The organism is Streptomyces sp. WAC 06738 (genome assembly GCF_003945505.1).
In the GTDB taxonomy this organism is placed as follows: Bacteria; Actinomycetota; Actinomycetes; order Streptomycetales; family Streptomycetaceae; genus Streptomyces.
Genome location: NZ_CP029618.1, coordinates 3,226,651 through 3,245,015 on the forward strand (window position 1 = coordinate 3,226,651; position 18,365 = coordinate 3,245,015).

At 74.7% G+C, this 18,365-nt stretch carries 17 protein-coding genes; 3 read left to right on the forward strand and 14 right to left on the reverse strand.

The genetic code is table 11. The features are described from left to right. Window positions 1–8: 8 nt before the first annotated feature. Window positions 9–1,547 (reverse strand): transcriptional regulator, encoded by a 1,539-nt coding sequence (locus tag DMB38_RS13720; RefSeq protein WP_164715992.1) that lies wholly within the window; start codon window positions 1,545–1,547, stop codon window positions 9–11. Window positions 1,548–1,740: 193 nt separating this feature from the next. Here DMB38_RS13720 and DMB38_RS13725 point away from each other — a divergent pair, with 193 nt between their 5' ends. Then, window positions 1,741–2,436, forward strand: coding sequence for a bifunctional DNA primase/polymerase (locus tag DMB38_RS13725; protein ID WP_125935433.1), 696 nt, complete (start codon window positions 1,741–1,743; stop codon window positions 2,434–2,436). A 285-nt stretch (window positions 2,437–2,721) separates the two neighbouring features. On the opposite strand, the gene DMB38_RS13730 is transcribed toward DMB38_RS13725, so the two are convergent. From DMB38_RS13730 to DMB38_RS13785, 11 genes are all read right to left on the reverse strand, one after another. After that, window positions 2,722–5,766: a BTAD domain-containing putative transcriptional regulator gene (locus DMB38_RS13730; protein WP_125935434.1), complete on the reverse strand. Its 3,045-nt coding sequence runs from the start codon at window positions 5,764–5,766 to the stop codon at window positions 2,722–2,724. A gap of 335 nt (window positions 5,767–6,101) precedes the next feature. Further along, on the reverse strand, window positions 6,102–6,470 hold the full coding sequence (locus DMB38_RS13735) for an SH3 domain-containing protein (RefSeq protein ID WP_125935435.1): 369 nt from the start codon (window positions 6,468–6,470) through the stop codon (window positions 6,102–6,104). A gap of 343 nt (window positions 6,471–6,813) precedes the next feature. After that, entirely contained in the window at window positions 6,814–7,308 is a 495-nt protein-coding gene (locus DMB38_RS13745) for a Tad domain-containing protein (protein WP_125935437.1), read from the reverse strand. Beyond that, the gene (locus tag DMB38_RS13750; RefSeq protein WP_047020013.1) at window positions 7,305–7,700 is read right to left on the reverse strand and encodes a TadE family protein; all 396 of its coding nucleotides are present in this window, start codon (window positions 7,698–7,700) and stop codon (window positions 7,305–7,307) included. The genes DMB38_RS13745 and DMB38_RS13750 overlap by 4 nt, the downstream gene beginning before the upstream one ends. Window positions 7,701–7,814: 114 nt before the next feature. After that, window positions 7,815–8,192, reverse strand: coding sequence for a TadE family protein (locus tag DMB38_RS13755; RefSeq protein ID WP_125935438.1), 378 nt, complete (start codon window positions 8,190–8,192; stop codon window positions 7,815–7,817). A gap of 155 nt (window positions 8,193–8,347) precedes the next feature. After that, window positions 8,348–8,599, reverse strand: coding sequence for a hypothetical protein (locus DMB38_RS13760; protein ID WP_125935439.1), 252 nt, complete (start codon window positions 8,597–8,599; stop codon window positions 8,348–8,350). 38 nt (window positions 8,600–8,637) lie between these two features. Next, entirely contained in the window at window positions 8,638–9,582 is a 945-nt protein-coding gene (locus DMB38_RS13765; RefSeq protein ID WP_047016329.1) for a type II secretion system F family protein, read from the reverse strand. Further along, complete coding sequence (locus tag DMB38_RS13770) at window positions 9,582–10,502, reverse strand: type II secretion system F family protein (RefSeq protein WP_125935440.1); 921 nt, start codon at window positions 10,500–10,502, stop codon at window positions 9,582–9,584. Before DMB38_RS13770 ends, DMB38_RS13765 begins: the two co-directional genes overlap by 1 nt. 6 nt (window positions 10,503–10,508) lie before the next feature. Continuing rightward, window positions 10,509–11,825, reverse strand: coding sequence for an ATPase, T2SS/T4P/T4SS family (locus DMB38_RS13775; RefSeq protein WP_125935441.1), 1,317 nt, complete (start codon window positions 11,823–11,825; stop codon window positions 10,509–10,511). Next, window positions 11,822–12,964, reverse strand: a complete 1,143-nt coding sequence (locus tag DMB38_RS13780; RefSeq protein WP_125935442.1) for a hypothetical protein — start codon at window positions 12,962–12,964, stop codon at window positions 11,822–11,824. The genes DMB38_RS13775 and DMB38_RS13780 overlap by 4 nt, the downstream gene beginning before the upstream one ends. Before the next feature lie 40 nt (window positions 12,965–13,004). Continuing rightward, window positions 13,005–13,733, reverse strand: a complete 729-nt coding sequence (locus DMB38_RS13785) for a hypothetical protein (protein WP_240662201.1) — start codon at window positions 13,731–13,733, stop codon at window positions 13,005–13,007. Window positions 13,734–14,223: 490 nt separating this feature from the next. Here DMB38_RS13785 and DMB38_RS13790 point away from each other — a divergent pair, with 490 nt between their 5' ends. Further along, complete coding sequence (locus DMB38_RS13790) at window positions 14,224–16,299, forward strand: hypothetical protein (protein ID WP_125935443.1); 2,076 nt, start codon at window positions 14,224–14,226, stop codon at window positions 16,297–16,299. Window positions 16,300–16,509: 210 nt separating this feature from the next. Here DMB38_RS13790 and DMB38_RS36830 read toward each other — a convergent pair whose 3' ends face one another. Continuing rightward, window positions 16,510–16,893 (reverse strand): hypothetical protein, encoded by a 384-nt coding sequence (locus tag DMB38_RS36830; protein ID WP_240662203.1) that lies wholly within the window; start codon window positions 16,891–16,893, stop codon window positions 16,510–16,512. A 203-nt stretch (window positions 16,894–17,096) separates the two neighbouring features. Between DMB38_RS36830 and DMB38_RS36835 the strand changes: the two genes are divergently transcribed. Continuing rightward, the gene (locus DMB38_RS36835) at window positions 17,097–17,696 is read left to right on the forward strand and encodes a hypothetical protein (protein ID WP_240662204.1); all 600 of its coding nucleotides are present in this window, start codon (window positions 17,097–17,099) and stop codon (window positions 17,694–17,696) included. A gap of 59 nt (window positions 17,697–17,755) precedes the next feature. Here the strand turns inward: DMB38_RS36835 and DMB38_RS13800 are convergent, their stop codons facing one another. Beyond that, window positions 17,756–18,361: a hypothetical protein gene (locus DMB38_RS13800; protein ID WP_125935444.1), complete on the reverse strand. Its 606-nt coding sequence runs from the start codon at window positions 18,359–18,361 to the stop codon at window positions 17,756–17,758. Window positions 18,362–18,365: the final 4 nt, after the last annotated feature.

The following is an 18,365-nucleotide window of genomic DNA, read 5'->3' on the forward strand; positions in this document are numbered from 1 at the left end:
TCCGGACACTACCTGCTCGGTGCCGCGGTGAGCCAAGAGCCCAGCCCATGGCACCGGGCGGTGAACTCCCGCACCGCCGGCTCGGCCTCGTACGGCTCCAGGCTCCGCGCCAGCCGCGCCAGTTCGGCCGCCGCCCTGCCGGAGGCCAGCCCGTCGAGCAGCCGCAGCGCCCGCGCGCCCGTACGGCACGCCTGCGCGGGCTCCCGCCGCCCGCACTGCGCCCTGGCCAGCGCGGCGAGCGCCAGGCAGCGCAGCCGCGCGGAGGACTCCGGCAGCCCGGCGAGCGCCTCCTCCGCGCGCCGCTGCGCGGCCTCGTAGCGGCCGAGTTCGAGGAGGGCGCAGGCCAGTTCGTAGGCGAGGGCGGGGCGGCCGAAGCGCGCCAGCCAGGCGGGTTCGCGCCCGCGCGCCGGGTCGCGCGCGGGATCCCGCACGCCGGCCGCGGCGCCGGCCGCGCCCGTGGCTCCCGTCCCGCTCGCGGCACCCGGCGCTCCGGTCGCACCACCGGCACCGCCCGCCGCGCCCGGCGCACGGGTTCCGCCCGACTCCGCCTGCTCCATCGCGGCCCGCGCCCGTCCCGCCGCCTCCCGGAACGCCGCCTCGTCGCCCAGCCCCGCCGCGCCGCGCGCCTCGGCGGCGCTGAAGAGCGCCTCGGCGCGCGGCGGCACGCGGTCGCGGGTGCCCTCGCGGGCGGTACGGGCCAACTGCACCACCTCCCGGTGGTTGCCCAGCGCCGCGGCCAGCCGGCTCATGCCGGCGGCCAGGACGTAGCCACCGAAGGCGCGGTCGCCCGCGGCGTCGGCGAGGCGCAGGGCCTGGACGTAGTAGCGCTGGGCGACGCCCGGCAGGCCGGTGTCGGCGGCCATGCCGCCGGCCAGTTCGGTCATCCGGGCGGCGGCGGCGAGGAGTTCGCGGCCCAGCGCGTCGTCGTAGCGGCCGGCGAGCAGGCCGGAGACCACGGAGTTGAGGTAGTGCACCGTCACCGGGCGGTAGTGGCCGCTGCCGTACCGGCGGTCGAGGGTGGCGAGGGTGGCGGTGGTCTCCCGTACGGCGATCACGTCGGTACGGGTCACGGCCCTGCCCGAGGTACGGGCCAGCGGCGGGCCCGGCGCGCTGATCAGCCAGTCGCGGCTGGGCTCGACGAGCGCGGAGGCCACCGGGGTCGCGCGGGTCAGCACCTCGCGCCGGCCCACGTCGGCCCGCCACAGCTCGCAGACCTGCTCGATGGCGGCGGTGACGGTCGGGGCGTAGATGAGCCCCAGGGCGGTGCCGGAGTGCCGGGAGTCGGCCATGCCGACCTCGTCCAGGGTGACCGCGCGGCCGAGCTTGCGGCCCAGTGCCTCGGCGATCATCGCGGGCGCCTGCCCGCGGGGGCGCTGACCGCGCAGCCAGCGGGCCACGGAGGTCTTGTCGTAGCGCAGGTCGAGGCCGTGTTCGCGGCCGCACATGTTGACGCGGCGGGCCAGCCCCGCGTTGGAGCAGCCTGCCTCTTCGATCACCACCTGAAGTCGTACGTTCGGCGTGCGTGCCTCGATTGGCCTGGCGGCCATGGGTAGTCCTCCCTCAGGGGGCCGTGCGCGGCCGGTTCCTGGCAGAACCGACAGGACGATCATTTCCCGCGAAATAACCGGAAAACGCCATGCTCCCTCCCCGCGCATCCGTGCGCCCCGCTGCCGTAACGTTGCTTCGGGAGAACCCTTGAAGGGCCCGTAACCCCTGCTCACGGCTGGAGTTGAGCCGTCCGTGAAGGAGACCCTGGGAGCAGAGGCGACGCACGTACCCCGGCAAGAGAACCCGCGTGAGCAGAGCGAAGAACTGCTGTCCGCAGCGCTGCAGTACGCGGAGGACCGGCACTGGGACGTGGTGCCGGGCACATGGATGGAGACCGACGACGGGACCGGCGCACCGCGGTGCTCCTGCGGCGACACGGCGTGCCACGCGCCGGGCGCGCACCCCGCGCGGCGCGACTGGAAGGCAGCCGCAACGGCCAGCGCCACCACCCTGCGCCGCATGTGGTCGAAGCACCCGCGGGCGGCCGTACTGCTGCCCACCGGGCGGGCGTTCGACGTGGTGGACGTGGCGGAGAGCGCGGGCTGCCTGGCACTGGCCCGGCTGGAGCGGGGGCGCACGGAGCTGGGCCCGGTGGCGGCGACGCCGGACCGGCGGATGTTCTTCTTCGTCCTCCCGGGTGCCACCCCGAAGGTGATCGACGGCCTGCACGAGCTGGGTTACGCCTCGTCGGTCGCCCTTGACCTGGCGGTACGCGCCGAGGGCGACTGGGCGGCGGCCCCGCCGACGCGGTTCGCGACGAGCGGTCCCGTGCAGTGGATCCGGCGGCCGACGGTGTCGAACGCCTACCTGCCGGACGTGGCGGAGCTGATCAGCACGCTGGCGTACGCCTGCGGCCGCGAGCGCGTAGGAGCACGCCGGGGCGCGTAGTGCGCCGGGGCGAGAGAGGGGGCAGGGGGGCGGAGCGGGGAGCCGCGGTTCAGGGGACTTCAGGCACCCCGCGCGGAGGCCGCACGGCCGACGACGGAGGGCAGAACTCCCGGCGGCGCAAGCGCGGGGACGACGGCCGCGTACCGCAGCCCGCCGCCGGCCCGCCGACCGTACGTGCCGGGGCAAGAGAGGGCAGGGGGCGCCGGAGCGGGAGCGCCGGCCGGGCGGGCTTCCGTACCGCGTCCGCGCCCCTGACCGTCCTCGTCCGCCGTGGGCGGCGGGCAGTCAGCTGGCCGCCCCCGCGGAGCCGGCCTGGGTGCGCCAGCCCGGGAGGAGTTCGTCCAGCAGGGCTTCGGTGCGGGGCGGCAGGCCGCGGGCGCCGTGGAGGGCCGCGGAGCGGTCCAGGAGGTCGGAGGCGGTGGCCTCCAGGCGGTGGGTCTCCCCGGTGGCGTGGACCGCGCGGAGGAGTTCGTTCCACAGGCGCTCGTCCGCCGGGGCGACGACCAGCGCCGCCTGCACCGCCGCCACCGCGCCGTCCGCCTGCCCCGACTCGCGGCGCAGCGCGGACAGCGCCAGGCCCGCGTCGGCGACGAGCAGCGGGAGCTGGGCCTCCACGATCTCGTTCGCCAGCCAGCCGTACCGGCCCTGCGGCCGGTCCGCGAGCAGCGGGCCCGCGGCCAGCGCCAGCGCGTCGTTCAGCAGCCGCTCGCGCGCCTGCGGGCTCGACTGCCGCGTGGGGTCGGTCGCTTCGAGGTGCAGCGTGCGCAGCACGTCCCAGTCGGAGACGACCGACGTGGACAGCGCGAGCCGCCCGTCCGCGTCCGGCGCGAGCCGCGCCGCGCCCGAGGGGTCCCGGCCCAGCCAGGTGACCAGCCGCTCCACGAAGGCGTCGCGCACGTCGTCCGTCACGCCGCGCGGCCAGAGCGCCGCCGCGAGCACCTGCGGGTGCACGCCCTCGCGGTGGAAGAGCAGCAGCGCCAGCGCCTCCCGCAGCAGCGGGCTGCGCTCGCCGTCCGGCTCGGCCAGGCCCATGATCTCGTACGAGCCGAGCAGCCGCGCGTACACCGCGGGCCGCCCCTGCTCGGACAGGTCCACGGTGAAGCCGACCTCGCCCGCCGCGCGCGTGACCGAGATCCCGCGCCCTTCCGTGCCGCTGGTCGCCGCCCCCTCGACCTCCACCTGCGAGAAGAGCTCGACCAGCGCCTCGTGCTGCTCCTGCGGCAGCCGCTGCGCGGCCAGCTCCAGGCCCAGCAGCGGGGCGCGCAGCCTGCCGTCGCGGGTGATCTCGAACTCCCAGGACGCGCCGGCCAGTTCCTCCTGGCCCGTACCGACGAGGTAGCCGATGCCCAGGCGCGAGGAGCCGCCCGCGAGGTGCGCGAGCCGGTCGGCCTCGGCGGCGGTGGGCTCGGTGGCGACGATGACGAGGTGCGGCGCCCACTGGGTCCGGCCCGCCTGCCCGGCGCGGCCGGTGAGCACGCTGTCGTGGCCGGCGTTGCCCAGCGCGTTGGCGCGCTGCGCGGACTCGGCCTCCATGACCTCGATGAGCGCCGGCACGTCCTCCAGGTAGCGCACGCGCGTCGGCGCCAGCTCCGTCAGCCGCTCGCCGAAGCCGACGACGGTCACCGACATCCGGTCCGACCACCCGTTCGTGGCCAGCTCCGCGGCGATCGACGACAGCACCGCGAGCCGGTCCGCGGGCGCGCCCTTGACGGCGGCGATGCCGGGGACGGCCTCCAGGTTGAGCAGCAGCCGGGCCTCCTCGCGGGTGCCGAGGCTGGCGAGGCCCGGGTACGGGGCCGCCGCGTCGTCGGCCTCGTCGGGCTGCGGGTAGCTCTCGATGTCGGCGCGGTCGATGCGCCAGAACGTCTGGTCCTGCCCGGTACGCCACGGGGCGGGCGGCTCGCCGGCCACGCCCGCCAGTTGCAGGTACAGGTCGGCGTCGGTCAGCCAGGCCGCGTAGATCGTGGGCAGCGGGCGGGCGGCCTCGGTGAGCGAGGCGGACAGCCCGCGCAGCGCGCGGTCGAGGAACCGTACGCCGCCGGGGTCGGCGCCCACCAGCAGCGCGTCTCGGGCGAGCGCGGCGCGCCCGGTGGGCTCCGCGCCCGTGCGGCCCGCGCCGCCGGACTGGAACGCCGCCTGCCACAGCGCCTGCCGGCGCCGCCGGCTCAGCGCGCCGAGCACGCCGGCGGCGAGCAGCGGCGCGGCGATGAGCACCTCGGGCAGGCCGATGCCGCCGCCGTCGCTCTGCACCTCGGGGACGGCCTGGTCGCCGCGGTCCGAGCCGGTGTCGCCGCCGTCGCTCTCGCGGGTCGGGATCTGCTGGACCGACTGCTCGCCGCCGCGGTCGCCGGAGTCGCGGTCGACGGCGGGAGTGTCGGGCACGAGGCGCTCACCGCGGCCGGAGGTGGCCTGCCGGTCGTCGCCGCCCGGGCCGCGCTCGTCGAGGGTGGGGCTGGACTTGTCGTACTCGCTGATCTGCTCGGCCTCGGACTTGGACACCTCGTTGCGCTCGTCGGGCATCTCGACCAGGTCGCCGCCGTGCGCGTCGGCGGGCATCTCCATGATCCAGCCGGGGCGGATGAGGCTGGCCTGGCTGAGCTTGGAGCCGTCGGGCTGGATGCGGTCCTTGTTGAGCTGGTAGATCTCGCCGTAGCGGCGGCCGTCGCCGAGGTGCCGTTCCGCGATCTCCCAGAGCGAGTCGTGGTGGCGGCCCTCGGGTGGCTGGATGCGGTAGAACTTCGTGTCCCGCTCGGCCTGTTCGCGGGTGTCCTTCTGCACCTCGCCGCCGGCGCCCTGGCCGCGCGGGGTCTCGACGTCCACGGCGGGCCTGGCGGTGTCGACCTGCTGGCCCGGGGTCTGCTGCGCGGCGGCGACCGGCGGCGGCTTGTGCTGGTCGAGTTGCTGGCCGAGCTGGGAGAGTCCGGGCGCGAAGCTGGCGGCGCCGGCGGTGAGCAGCAGCACGGCGGCGACGAGCTGGCGGGCGAGCGCCTGGCTGGCGCCGGAGCCCGGCACCCGGCCGGGCATGCCCATCCCGGAGACGGCGGCCTTGGCCTCGACGAGCACGCAGGCGGCGAACTGCGCCCAGGCCAGCCAGACGACGACCGCGAAGACCTTCAGGAAGACGTCGGCGGTGATGTCCTCGTTGAGCATGCTGAGGGAGGGCGCGGAGTCGGGCAGCGGCCAGCCGATGAAGTAGGCGAGCGCGCCCGGCACGCCGACGACGAGGACGACGAGCGCGAGAAAGGCGAAGAACGCCCTGACGACGTCGCCGAAGGTCCTGCGCCGGATGCGTACCGGTACCGGAGTCCTGTTCGCGCTGCTGCGTGCCATCGCTGGTCCTGAGCCCTCCCGGTAAGCGCGGCGCGGACCGCGGCCCCCTCGTGCGCGCGCTGCGCGCGCCGGCCGCTGGGCGGCGTCCCCGTACTTGCCCACCTGACGTTACCGAAGGCCGATTTGGGGGTCGAGCCCAGACAGGTGACTGCATCGTCACGACCTCGTCACCGCGGCCGTGCAGCGTACGGCACCGTGCCACCCTCGGCCGCCCGCGGTCCGCCCCCGAGCGTCCCGCCCCGCCCCGGCCGGCGCACGGCGAGGCCGCCGGTTCCGCCCCGCGTGCGGCGGTGCGGCCCGGCGGCCTGCGGTACGGGCAGCGCGCCCGCGGGCGGTCAGCAGAACGGGATGTGGTCCACGTTCTTCACCCAGCGCGCGGCGATGAAGCCGTTGTGGGAGCCGATCTTGTACCAGAGGGAGTTGCCGAACACGTCCTGGCCCTCGACCTTGCAGTCGATCCAGACGATCTCGCCGCGGGGGATGAACCCCTTCTCGTGCGAGGCGGTGGTGGGCTGCGAGCGGATCAGGACGCCGGGCTTGGCGATCACCACGCCGCGCTGCGTGGCCTTCCAGTCGTCTTCCCAGGTCTTCATGGCGGGCGCGTGGCCCGTCGCCGTGGTGGCCGCCACCGGGGCCGCGCCCAGCAGCCCCAGCGCCATGGCTCCCGTGGCGAGCGCGACGGCGGTCTTCTTTCTCTTCAGCACAGATGCCCCTTGACGGTCGATCGGAGTGAGGCGGTCGCCTCGGTCCGGTTTGTATGACTATCTGACCGATGTCTGGGGTCTAGCTCGCCGAAGAAGGCCCATTTCCCCCGATTGGCAGGACCGCCTCCCGCGTACGGCCCACATCCCCCGCTCCGGACGGGCCCGCCTAGGCCCTGTCTGGCAAATAGCGCCGTCCGCCCTGTGGGCGGGCGTTGCGGCGTCTGGTGCGTGCGATCGCAAGGCGGAGGGTCGACCGCATAGTGGGCCTATTCGGTCGATCCCGACAACGCAGCGAGCGTGCGTGCCAGGCGTCGGGACGCAGGCGGGATTTGTCAGACAGGGCCTAGGGCTCGCCGACCTCGGTGCGGGGCTCGGCGCGGGCCCTGCCGGTGGCCTCCAGGGGGCCGCTGAGGGCCAGGCCCGTCAGCAGCGGGCGGTAACTGAGGACGATCTCGACCTCGACGTGGTCGGCCGCCGCGCTCGTGCACGTCGCGGCCTCGACGTCGCCGTTGTGGACCGTGACGTGCGACATGAACTCCTGCACCCGGCTGTCGCAGTTCTCGAACCGGATCGGCGCCTCCAGGTCCGTCTGGCCCTCGTACAGCGCTTCCTTGTCCGTGTCCTGCGCCGCGTACCGCGCCGCCTGCTCCGCGATGTCCGCCGCCCGCTCGCGCTGCGAGATCGCCAGCCCGCCGTCGACCACGAACGCCGCCAGCGCCATGAACAGGAACGCGAAGATGATGACCGCGCCCGCGCCGGAACCCCGGTCGTCCAGCTTCCGCACCCGCCCGGCCAGGCCCGCGCGCAGCCGCGCGGCCGCCACCCGCACCCGCGTCATGCCGCCCTCCGGTACGGGTCGAGCGGCGCGGACGACGAGCCCGTCATCCGCGGGTCGATGTCCAGGCCCAGCATCCCCAGGCCCTTCACCTCGCAGGTCACCTCCACGGTGATGATGTTGCTGGCGGCACCCGGCTCCGGCGGGGAGAAGTCCCCCGACAGGTCCACGTCGACCGGGCCCGTGCACACGTCGCCCTCCAGCTGCGACTCCGCCGCCCGCTGCGCGGCCCGCTGCGCCTCGCCCACGGTGCGCTGCAGGGACGCGGCCCGTACCGCGTCGCGCGCCGCGCCGTCGACCCCGCCGCGGCCGTCGACCAACTGGCCGAAGGCGACGAGGACGAGGATGAACAGGAACATCACCGGGGCGAGGATCACCACCTCGATGGTCGTCACCCCCCGGTCGGACCCGAGGTCCCGGCGCTCCCCCGGCTCCCGGGCCCCCTGCTCCCCCGGTCGCCGCGCGCCCTGCCCGCCGCGCTCACAGCCATGCGTCCCCGTCCCCCGTCGTCATCCCAGATCCGGTACGAACCGCTCGATCGGCCCCTCCGACTCCGCCCGCGCCTTGAGGTCGATGAAGGGGAAGACGTTGACCACGCCGCCCTCCACCGCCACCCCGACCCGGTCGTCCGCGGCCTCGTACACCCGGATGTCCGGGCTGGTGAGCAGCTTCGGGCCGACCGTGTTCAGCCGCTCCCGCGCCGCCTGCCGGGCCAGGCCCTGCCAGCCGCCCGGGTTCGACTCGGCCGTCCTGCGCGCCTCGCGCGCCCCGTGCTGCGCGGTCGCCTGCGCGACATGGTCCGCGAAGAAGTAGAGCCCGAACTGCACGGTGGCGAAGATCATGAAGTAGAGCACCGGGGTGAGCAGCACGAACTCGACTGCGGACATGCCGCGGTCGCCTCCGCTTACGCCGTGCCGCCCGCCCCCGGCCCCGTGTCACCGCCGCCGCCGTCGCCGCGGCAGGCGTCCAGCCTGCGCCGCAGCCACGCCGGTGCCTGTGCCCTTGTCGCCATGATCGTCAGCCCGCCCCGTCAGCCGGCGGCTCAGCAGCCGTCCGCGCCGGCGTTGCTGATGCAGTCCTTGACGTCGTTCGCGCCGTCGGACAGCGCCTGGTTGATGATGACCGCGACCGCGCTGACGATCGCGACCACGATGGCGGAGATGATCACCCACTCCACGGCGGAGGCGCCGCGGTCCAGTTCGCCCGAGCGGGCGCGCTCCACGCGGCCGCGCAGGAAGGTGACCAGGAAGTCGATGGCCGGGTGTCCGGTGCTGGTGGTGAAGCGGTTCTTCATGACGTCGTTACGTCCTCTCTGCGTAGTGGGGGGATGACTCAGACCTGCAACACGCGGATCGCCGCGGGATAGACCAGGAAGACCAGGAACCCGGCGCACAGCAGTAGTTGTGCGACGAGCATGGACTGCGACTTCTCGCCTGCCGCCCCCTCGATTTCGGCAAGCTCGCGGTGCCTCATGGTCTCCGCCCTGGCCGCCAGCGACTCGCGCACCTTCGCGCCGTCGTCGGAGACCAGCGCCAGCGACGCCGACAGGTCCTTCAGCTCTTCGATCCCCAGCTCGTCGCCGAGATTGCCCAGCGCCTGCCACTGGCTGGTGCCGGTGATGCGGGCGTCGGCAAGTGCGTTGCGCACCCTGCGCAGGGCCCAGCCGTCGCTGATGTCGGCCGCGGCCATCAGGGCCTCGGGCAGGCCGCGCCCGCCCGCGAGGTTCATCGCCACCAGGTCCAGGTACGCGCCGACCACGCGGCGCAGGTCCTTGCGCTTGTCGGCGGCGTCCCTGCGTACCTCCAGGTCGGGCAGGAGGAAGAAGAGCAGCGCGGCGACCAGCGCGAGCCAGACCGGGATGACGGGGTTCAGGCCGAAGCCGGCCACCGAGATCAGCGCGTACACGCCGGGGCCGAAGACCAGCCCCACCGCGGAGAGCAGCACCTTCGTGGCCAGGAAGCTCTCCCAGGAGCGGTCGAGCACCGCCAGGTCGGAGCGGAGCGAACGCTGCTCCCAGCCCTGCCGCAGATAGAACTCCGCGGCCCGCTCCCCGACCTGCGCGCGCAGGCCGCCGAAGCGCCCCTCCTCCTGCTGCTGCGGCGAGGAGGTCACCGTCCGGCCCGAGCCGCGGGCGCGCAGCGCGTCGACCCGGGCGACCGTCGCGACCGCGCCGCGGCGGCCGGGCGCGATGGCCCGTACGAGCAGATAGATGCCCAGGCCCATCACCGCGCCGATGACGACGGAGTACGTCAGCGTGTCCGCACCCTGGAACTCCATCAGGAGACCTCCTCACGCGGCCGGACGAAGGCGACCTGCTGCGGCTGCTGCTTCGCGCCGGCCAGGAAGCGCTCCGGCGTCTCGATCGTCGACAGCTTGCGCAGCCACCAGAAGCCGGCCGCGAAGAGCCCGCAGACGCAGGCCAGGACCGCCTGGCCGACGGGCGAGCCGTAGGGCTCGACGAAGCCGCGGTTGAAGACCGACAGGCCGAGCACGAACGCCACCGAGACGCTGACGACGATCTGCACGCTGCGCCGCGTCGACGCGCGCTGCGCCATCACGCGCTGGCGCATGTCGACCTCCTCGCGCGCCGACTTCGCCAGCGCGCCCAGCACCTCGCGCAGACCGGGGCCGCGCAGCCGGGCGTTGAGGATCAGGGCGGCGATGATCAGGTCCGCGGAGGCGTCGTCGAGGTCGTCGGCGAGGTGCTGAAGGGCGTCCGGCAGGGGCGTACGGGACCGCAACCGGTCGACCATCGCGTCCAGATGCGGCCGCAGCGCGGGCGCCGCGGCCCTGGCGGACGCCGGTATGGCCTGCTCCAGGCCGACCGCGCCGGCGATCGTGTCGCGCAGCGACTCCGTCCACTGGGCCAGCGCCTCGACCCGCTTCATCGCCATCCGCTCGGCCGCCGCGCCGCCGAAGAGCTTGTCCCAGAACGCCACCAGCACGCCCGTCGCCAGACCGGCGACCGGCCAGCGGGTCAGCAGCAGCACGAGCAGCCCGGCGACCGCCGCGAGCGTCGCCCGCTGGCTGGCGAACCGGACCAGCTCCGCGGCCCGTTCGCCCTGCTGCTCCTTCTCGTGCTCCGGCTTCGCCGGCAGCCCGCGGAGCGCGACGATGAGCAGCGCGATGCCGCCGCCGATCACCGCGCCGGCGAGCAGCCCGTAGCCCATGGTGGCGGAGAAGATGGATCCGTTCATCTGCCGCTACCTCCAATCCCCGCTGGGCTGGTAACCGAACGGAATGAGCTCGTCGATGCAGTGGATCGGCGCGTGCGGGTGCAGCAGGCCGTCCGGGCCCTCCTTGAAGACCTCGGACGACATCACGCGGCCGTCCACGCCGTTCACCTCGCGCACCGAGGTGACCATGCGCTGGAGGCCGCCGCCCTGGTGGTAGAGGTTGCGCCGCTCGATGAAGACGACGAAGTCGATGGCGCCGGCGACCAGCATCTGGCTGGCCTCCACCGGCAGCCGCTCGCTGGCCTGGAGGGCGTACGTCGAGATGCGGTTGAACACCTCGGAGGAGCTGTTGGCGTGGATCGTGGAGAGCGAGCCGTCGTTGCCCTGCGACATCGCGTTGAGCATGGTGACGATCTCGTCGCCGAGCACCTCGCCGACGATGACGCGGGACGGGTTCATACGCAGCGACCTGCGGACCAGCTCGGCCATCGTGATGGCGCCGTGGCCCTCGGAGTTGGGCAGCCGCTCCTCGAACGCGACCACGTTGGGGTGCAGTTCGGGGAACTGGTCCAGGCCCAGCTCCAGCGCGCGCTCCACGGTGATCAGGCGCTCGGCGGCGGGGATCTCGTTGGCCAGCGCGCGCAGCAGCGTCGTCTTCCCGGCGTTGGTGGCGCCCGCGATCATGATGTTCTTACGGGCCCGCACCGCGCAGGTGAGGAAGGAGCCCAGCTCCGCGGTGATCGTCGCGTTGCCGATGAGGTCGGGCAGGAAGACCTTGCCGAGGCGGGCGCGGCGGATGGACAGCGCCGGGCGGCGGGTGACGTCCATGACCGCGGAGAGCCGGGAGCCGTCGGGCAGGCGCAGGTCGAGCTGCGGGTTGGCGGAGTCGAAGGGGCGCGAGGAGAGGCCGGAGTAGGCGCCGAGGATCTGGATCAGCTCGACGAGTTCCTCGTCGCTCTCGGCCACCGGGTCGACCTTGGCCTCGCGGCCGTCGGCGTAGCCCACGAAGACGTGGTCGAAGCCGTTGATGTCGATGTTCTCGACCTCGGGGTCGTCCAGCAGCGGCTGCAGCCGGCCGACGCCGAAGAGGGCGGCGTGCACGGCCGCGGCGTACGCCTCCTCCGTCTCGGCGTCGAGGGGCGTGCGGCCGTAGTTGATCTCGGAGCGGGCGTAGTCCTCCAGGATCTGCGCGATGACGGCGCGGGCGAAGTGCCGCTCGTCCTCGGCGGACATGGGGGTGACGCCGGCGAGCTGGTCCTCGTGGCGCTGCCGGGCGATGCGGTCGCCGGCTTCCTGGCGGAAGCGTTTGACGAGGCTGTGGTCTACTGCGGGTCCGCTGCTCATCGGGCGGCTCCATGGCGGGGGCCGGGGCCCTGCGCGGGGCCCTGGCCGGGCGTGGCGCCGGGGGCGCCGTAGGCGGGGTGCTGGCCGGGGGCGGCGGGCGGGCCGGGCTGGGCCGGCTGGCCGGGCGCTCCGGGCTGACCGGGGGCCGCGGGTGCGGCGGGGGCGCCGGGCGCGGCGGGCCGGCCCTGCCGGCCCGGGGCCTGGGGCTGCTGGGCGTGCTGCGGGGCCGCGTGGCCGGGCTGCTGCGGGGCGCCCTGGCCCGGGGCGCCGCCGTACGGTGCCTGCGGGGCCCCGCCGCCGTACGGCGCCTGGGGTGCGCCCGCGGACGCCGGCTCGGCCAGCAGCGAGCTGCCGAAGTGCTGGTGCAGATCGCTGGCGACCTTGCGGATGGACCGTACGAGCATCGACTTCTCCGCACGCCCGCGCCGCCGGCCCGCCAACTGCTCGGCGCCCGCGACGTCGTCCGCGATCACCCCGAGCACGCGGGCGCCCGACTGCGACGCCGTGAGCATGTCGTTCACCTGCGCGGCGACCTTCGCGGCGCCGGACGGCTCGGTGACCAGCAGCACGCCGATCAGCGGCGTGCCCAGCGCGGCGGCGCCGCGCTGCGTGCCGTGCAGCCTGGCGGACAGGGAGGACGCCCGGTCCCGTACCCGCGCGATCTGCTCGGGCAGCGCGCGGGCCACCAGCAGCACCAGCGAGGCGTGCGAGAACAGTTCCAGGGTGCCGGACTCCACGCCGACGCGGCCGCAGTCCGCGATCACGTCCGCGCCGCCGTGGGGCGACTCGGCGAGCGCGGCGAACGCGCGGCCCAGCGTGGGCCAGAGCCGGGTGAGCCCGGCGGACTGGTCGGAGTTGCCGAGGCCGACGATGACGTCGAGCCCGCCGGACATCGGCTGCGCGTGGTCCCACAACTGCTCCGCGGCGATCCCGCGGCGGGCGGTGGCGGCCAGCGACAGCATGCCGGTGTTCGGGTCGAGTGAGTTGCCGTTCTGCCCGACCGAGCGGTAGACGAGGTCGCCGCCCGCCGGGTCCGCCTCGGCGAGCAGCGCACGCCGGGGCCAGACGGCGGCCAGCGCGACGGCGGTCGTCGTCACACCGGGCGCGCCCTTGTCGGCCGCGACTGCGATCAGCGCCATGGTGAGTTCCCTCGCTCCCGTGAAGACCCGCTAGACGACGTCAGCTACCGCTGGATACGAGAGTCAGGCCGACTTCCTTCTCGGACGCCGCCGCCACGAGAGGGCCCGCCTGTGTCTTGTCGACGAGGAGATTGACGGTCACGGTTCCACTGGTGACCGTGCCCTCGTCGCCGCGGCTGATGCTCTGCACCTTGACGCCCTCGGCGAGCACGTCGCCGGTCGTGACGGTGCCGGTGGAGCCCGTGCTGCCGTCCTCGCTGCTGCCAGACGAACTGGGACTGTCGCCGACGAAGTAGGCGTCGACGCGGGCGCCGTCGACCAGGCCGCCGGGCATCTGGCCGGACTCCATGGTCACGCCGACCACGGTCTGGCCCTCCTCCAGCCCCTTGCCCTTCTGGATCATCTCGCTCACCAGGACGCTGCCGGGGACGAGATCGGTGGTGGCGTAGAACTTGTCGAGGTCGCCCCGCAGGTCCCAGCGGATGTAGGGGATGTCGCTGTCCTCCGGCATCATCACCTGCTCGATGTCCTCGTCGGAGATGCCCTCGCCGGCGGGGACGCGCTCGGAGATCTGCACGGCGGCCACCTGGTTGCCGGCGCGCAGCACGAGCACGGCGGTGCCCAACGCGCCCGCGAGGATGAGCAGCACCGCCAGCGCCGCCAGCGCGGGTTTGCGTTCGCGAGGAGCAAACGGCAGTCTGTCGCCGGACTGCGGAACAGGGGCGGCCGACCTGCCGCCCGCGGCTGCCGTGCGTTCCCTGGTCTTCACGGAATCACCCCGTAACTCGCCGTTTCCTGGCCGAAATTCCCCTACCTGATCGGCCGAGAACGCCGCAACAGGTTGTCAAGCCATCGAACCGTAGCAGTAGCCTAAACCCCCCTCAACCCGCGTCGGGCAACGAGAGCGTCACAGCCCATCGACAGTTCCGATGGCTGAGACGACAACCTTGTCCGGACCGCAAACGACCAGCTTGCGGGGGCGGATGGGGCCGGTTCCCGCGGGCGTACGTGTCCACGCGCGCGCCGGGAGCGGGGGCGGCCGCGCCGTTGGCGGTGCACGCTGTGACAGAACTGTGGACCGGGTATTGGCGAATCCGGATATGTGCAGTCGCCAACTCGCCGAATGAACGGAATTCCACGGGAGTCGGGGCGCGATTACGGATGTCGGTGGTCGTCGCTACGATCCGGTGGGAAAGGGGATACACGTGCGACGGCCGGTGCGGCAGCGGGTGTGCGGCGGACTCGGGGGATCCGGGGGGATGGTGAAGTTCGTGAGGGGCGCGGGGGCGTCGGTGCGCGCCTTGCTCACCGTCGGCCTGCTGCTGCTTCTGGCGAGCCTGTTGGCGGCCGGGGTGCCGGCAGGGGACGCGGTCGCGGCGGGCCGGGCGGAGGGGGACGGCGGCGGGGGCGGGCAGGCGGCGTATCTGGCGGAGCGGCTGCGCGCGGAACCGGTGTACGTGACGGACCAGGCCCCGCGCGAGATACCGCGGTCGGCCGCCGGGGAGTTCGCGAAGGCCGCGAAGCGGACGGGGGTGCCGACGTACGTCGTGCTGCTGCCCGAGCGCAACCCGTTCGACGAGCGGCTGCTCGGCGCCGTGCACGACAGGCTGCGCCGGGACGGGCTGTACGTCTTGCTGGACAGCAGCGGCATCGGCATCACCGCCGTGCCCTTCGGCGTCGACGTGCCGGCCGAGTCGGCGACGACCGTGGCCCTGTATGAACTGCCGTACGACGCCGGGCCGCTGCTCACGTTCGAGCGCTTCGTGGAGGCGCTGACCGACGACGACCCGGCGGGGCGTGCGGAGGCGGCGCGGGAGAAGTACGGCAGCGACGCGGGCCGCGCGCCGGAGGAGGAGCCGGACAGGCTGCACATCACGCGCACGGACCGCGCGAACCAGTCGTTCCTGACGGGCATCCTGCTGGCCGGGGTGCCGCTGCTGACGCTGCTGCTCGTGCTCTACGTGCTGCGGAGGCGCGCCGCTCGGGCGGGTGCCAAGCCGACGGGCCGCTGCTTCGCGGGCGTCGGCGGGCGCGGGCTGCTCGCGGCGGTCGCGACGGCGGCGGTGCTGGCCGGGTCCATCGCGCTCGGCGCCGCGGTGCTGTACGACGACGAGACGACGGACCCGGGCCCGCCGCCGACGCGGGCGGACATGGACGCCCGGCTGGACCGGGTGTCGGCGGGGCTCGCGAAGGACCCGGTGTACGTGGACCCGGAGTCGCCCGCGCAGATCGACTCGGCGGAACTCGCCGGGCTGCGCAGGAAGATCGGCGGCCTCGACGTGCCGGTGTACGTGGCCTCGGTGCCGATGGCGCCGGAGGACGAGTCCGGCGGGCAGGCGGACACGTTCCTGAAGGCGCTGGGCCGGACGGCCGGCGGGGAGGGCATCTACGTACTGGCCGATCCGCGGAGCGGCTATGTGAACGCCGTCGACTACGGGATCGGGCTGGACGTCGACCTGTATCTGCTGCCGGAGGCGATCGGGTACCCGCCGCGCGACGTGGACGACGACGACCTGCGGCTGGGCGAGCGGGTGGGGATGCTGGTCGAGGAGCTGGACGGAGCCCGGCCGGGCGGCGATCGGGGGAGGGCACCGTCGCCCATGGACCCGCCGGACCCGGTGGCGGAGGACGCGCTGCCGTCGGTGTTCGCGGCGGACTTCGCTCCGGGGCTGTTCGTCGGGACGCTGGCGGCGGGGCTGGCGTTCGGGCTGGTGGCGGGGACGGTGCGGATCTTCGGCAGGGTGCGGCCGGCGAGGACCGCGGCGGTCGCGGCCGGCGAACGGTCGTACGAGGCGCCGCCGGACCCCTCGGAGGCGTACCTCCGGCGGACGGCGCACGCGGAACTGGAGGCGCTGGCGAGGGCGTTCGAGACGGCGGACCCGGCGGGCGCCGTGCGTGTCCGGGTGTGGGACTGCCTGGACGCGGCGCAGTTGCTGGTCGACGTGGAAGAGGACGGCCGGATCGACCCGGACGCGACCCCGGAGTCGCTGGCGACGGCGATCACGCTGATCCGCGCGGCCCGCGCGACGCTCGCCGCCCCGGGCACCCCGGCCCGCCTGTGCACCCTGAACCCGATGCACGGCCCCGCCCACGGCAGGCAGCGCCTCCGCCCGGCCCCGGGCGCCCCCGCCCGCGCGGTCCCGCTCTGCGCGGGCTGCCGCAGGGCGGCGAGGTCGGACCCGGCCACGGCACACCGCCGGCGCCTCACGCTCCCGTCGCCGCGCGGGGAGGCCCGTATCCCGTACGACACGACCCCTGGCCCGCTGCGCACGGCGGGCGAGGGGGTGCCCCGACTGATCCGCGAGGTACAGGAGGCCGCCGGTGTCCACGACTGAGCAGGGGCGGGAAATCGCGGAGGCGGCCGGGCGGCGGCTGCCCGCCGGGTCGGCCCGTGGCCCGGCGCGGTTCGTCCGGGTGGCGCCGCTCGCCGCCCTGGCGGCGCTGCTGCTGGTCCTCCTCCCCACCCCGGCCGCCTGGGCGGCGCCGAGCCCCGGGGAGGAGATCGCCGACCGTCTCCGGGACTCCCCCGTCTACGTACACGACGCCTACACCGGGGCCGTGGACGAGGCGCGGCAGCGCGCGATCGCCGCGCGGATCGAGGAGACGGGGCTGCCGATCAAGGTGGTGCTCGTACCGCTCGCGAAGGGCGACGACTTCGCCGGCGACCCGGGGACGCTCGCGGAGGTGGTGCGCGGACGGCTCGGCGACGGGGACCTGATCCTCGTCACGACCAGCGAACAGGCCGACTGGCTGCAGGGGTTCGAGTGGCCGGGCGACGCCCACCAGGCGCGGGACGCGGTGGGCGCGGTGGGGCACCTGGACGAGATGAACGAGGCGGGGCTCGCGGCGCGGGTGGAGAAGGCGGTGGAGCTGATCGACGCGGGCAACGGCACGGAGGTGTACGAGGAGGCGGTGGCGGACCTGGGCACGGACTCACCGCCCGGGACCGGCGCGGACGCCGGGGACGGGGACGCCGGAGACGCCGGGGAGAAGGAGTCCGGGGGCGGCTCGGCCCTGCCGCTGACGCCGGCCGCCGCGGCGGCGGGCGTCGCCGTGCTCGCCGGGCTGCTGTGGTACGTCCGCCGCGGCCGGACGGGATCCCGGATGGGCTTTCAGGACCGGATCCCGCGCGGTGACAGCGCCGTTCGCGACGCCGCAGGCGGTGTTCGCGGCGGCCCGTGCGGCGGACGAGGCGGAGCTGCGGCGCCGGGCGGAGGAGGAGGTCGTGGCCCTGGGCGAGGCGGTACGGGAAGCGGAGACGGACACCCCCGACCGGGCCACCCACGTCCACGCCGCGCTGGACGCGTACGCCGCGGCGGGCACGGTCCTCGACGGCGCCGGGAGCCGGGCCGACCTGGCGGGCGTGCTGGCCCTGGTGGCGGAGGGCCGCGACGCCCTGGAAGCCGCCCGCACCACACGCCCCCGCCGCACCACCCCGCTCCCCCTGTGTTTCTTCAACCCCCTCCACGGCCGCGCCACGCACCGCACCCGCTGGCGCCCCCTGGGCAGCCGCCGCCAACTCCCCGTCGCCACCTGCGACACCTGCACGAAGGCACTCCGCGAACGCCGCGCCCCGGAGGTCCTGACGGACACGACGGAGGGCCGCGAGGTCCCGTACTTCGAGGTCCCGGCGGAATCCAGCATCTGGGCGGCCACGGGCTACGGCTCCCTGACCCGGGACCCCCTGGCCCCCCGCGTGGCGCGGGGCGACTTCACCCGCACCCGGGACTGACACCCCCGCGCCCGCACGGTGCCTGGGCGCCGAGAGAGGCGGGATCAGCCCGGGGTCCCCTAGGGCGGCCACTCGGCTCCCGCCTGCTCCAGCATCCGCTCGTACCCGCGTCGCCGGCGGCGCATGAGCGCCGATGCCAGCCACAGGTACAGCCACCACCCCACCGTGATCCCGCCCGCCGCGGCCAACGGACCCGCGTGCAACGAGCCGTTGGCCGCGAGAGCCAGCAGGATGCCCAGGGGGACCGCCGCCGCCAGCATCCGGAGGCGGCCGCGGCGCGACGTACCGTAGAGGTCCACCATGATCCGGGCGTGCAGCAACTCCACCTCCTGCCGCGCCTCCGGCAGCGGCACCGGCCTGCTGCCGCCGGACAACCCCGGGAGCGGCCCACCCAGCGGTGCGTCCGGGTAGTGGGCGCGCGTGCGGGTCGCGCGTTCCCCGGCGTCCGGGAGGCGGCGGAAGGCGAAGACCGGGTGTGCGCGGCTCACGCCGTGCTCCGGAGAGAGGCCGGCGTAGCGGTATCCGTACTGCTCCGCGAGGTAGGCGAAGGCCGCGAACGTACGCCGCGAGTTCCACGGGTTGATCGTCGTGTACGTCTCGGCGCCCTGCTCGCCCGCCTTCAGCAGCGACCGGAGCCGGGACCGGAGTTGCGGCCGTGGTGACATCGCC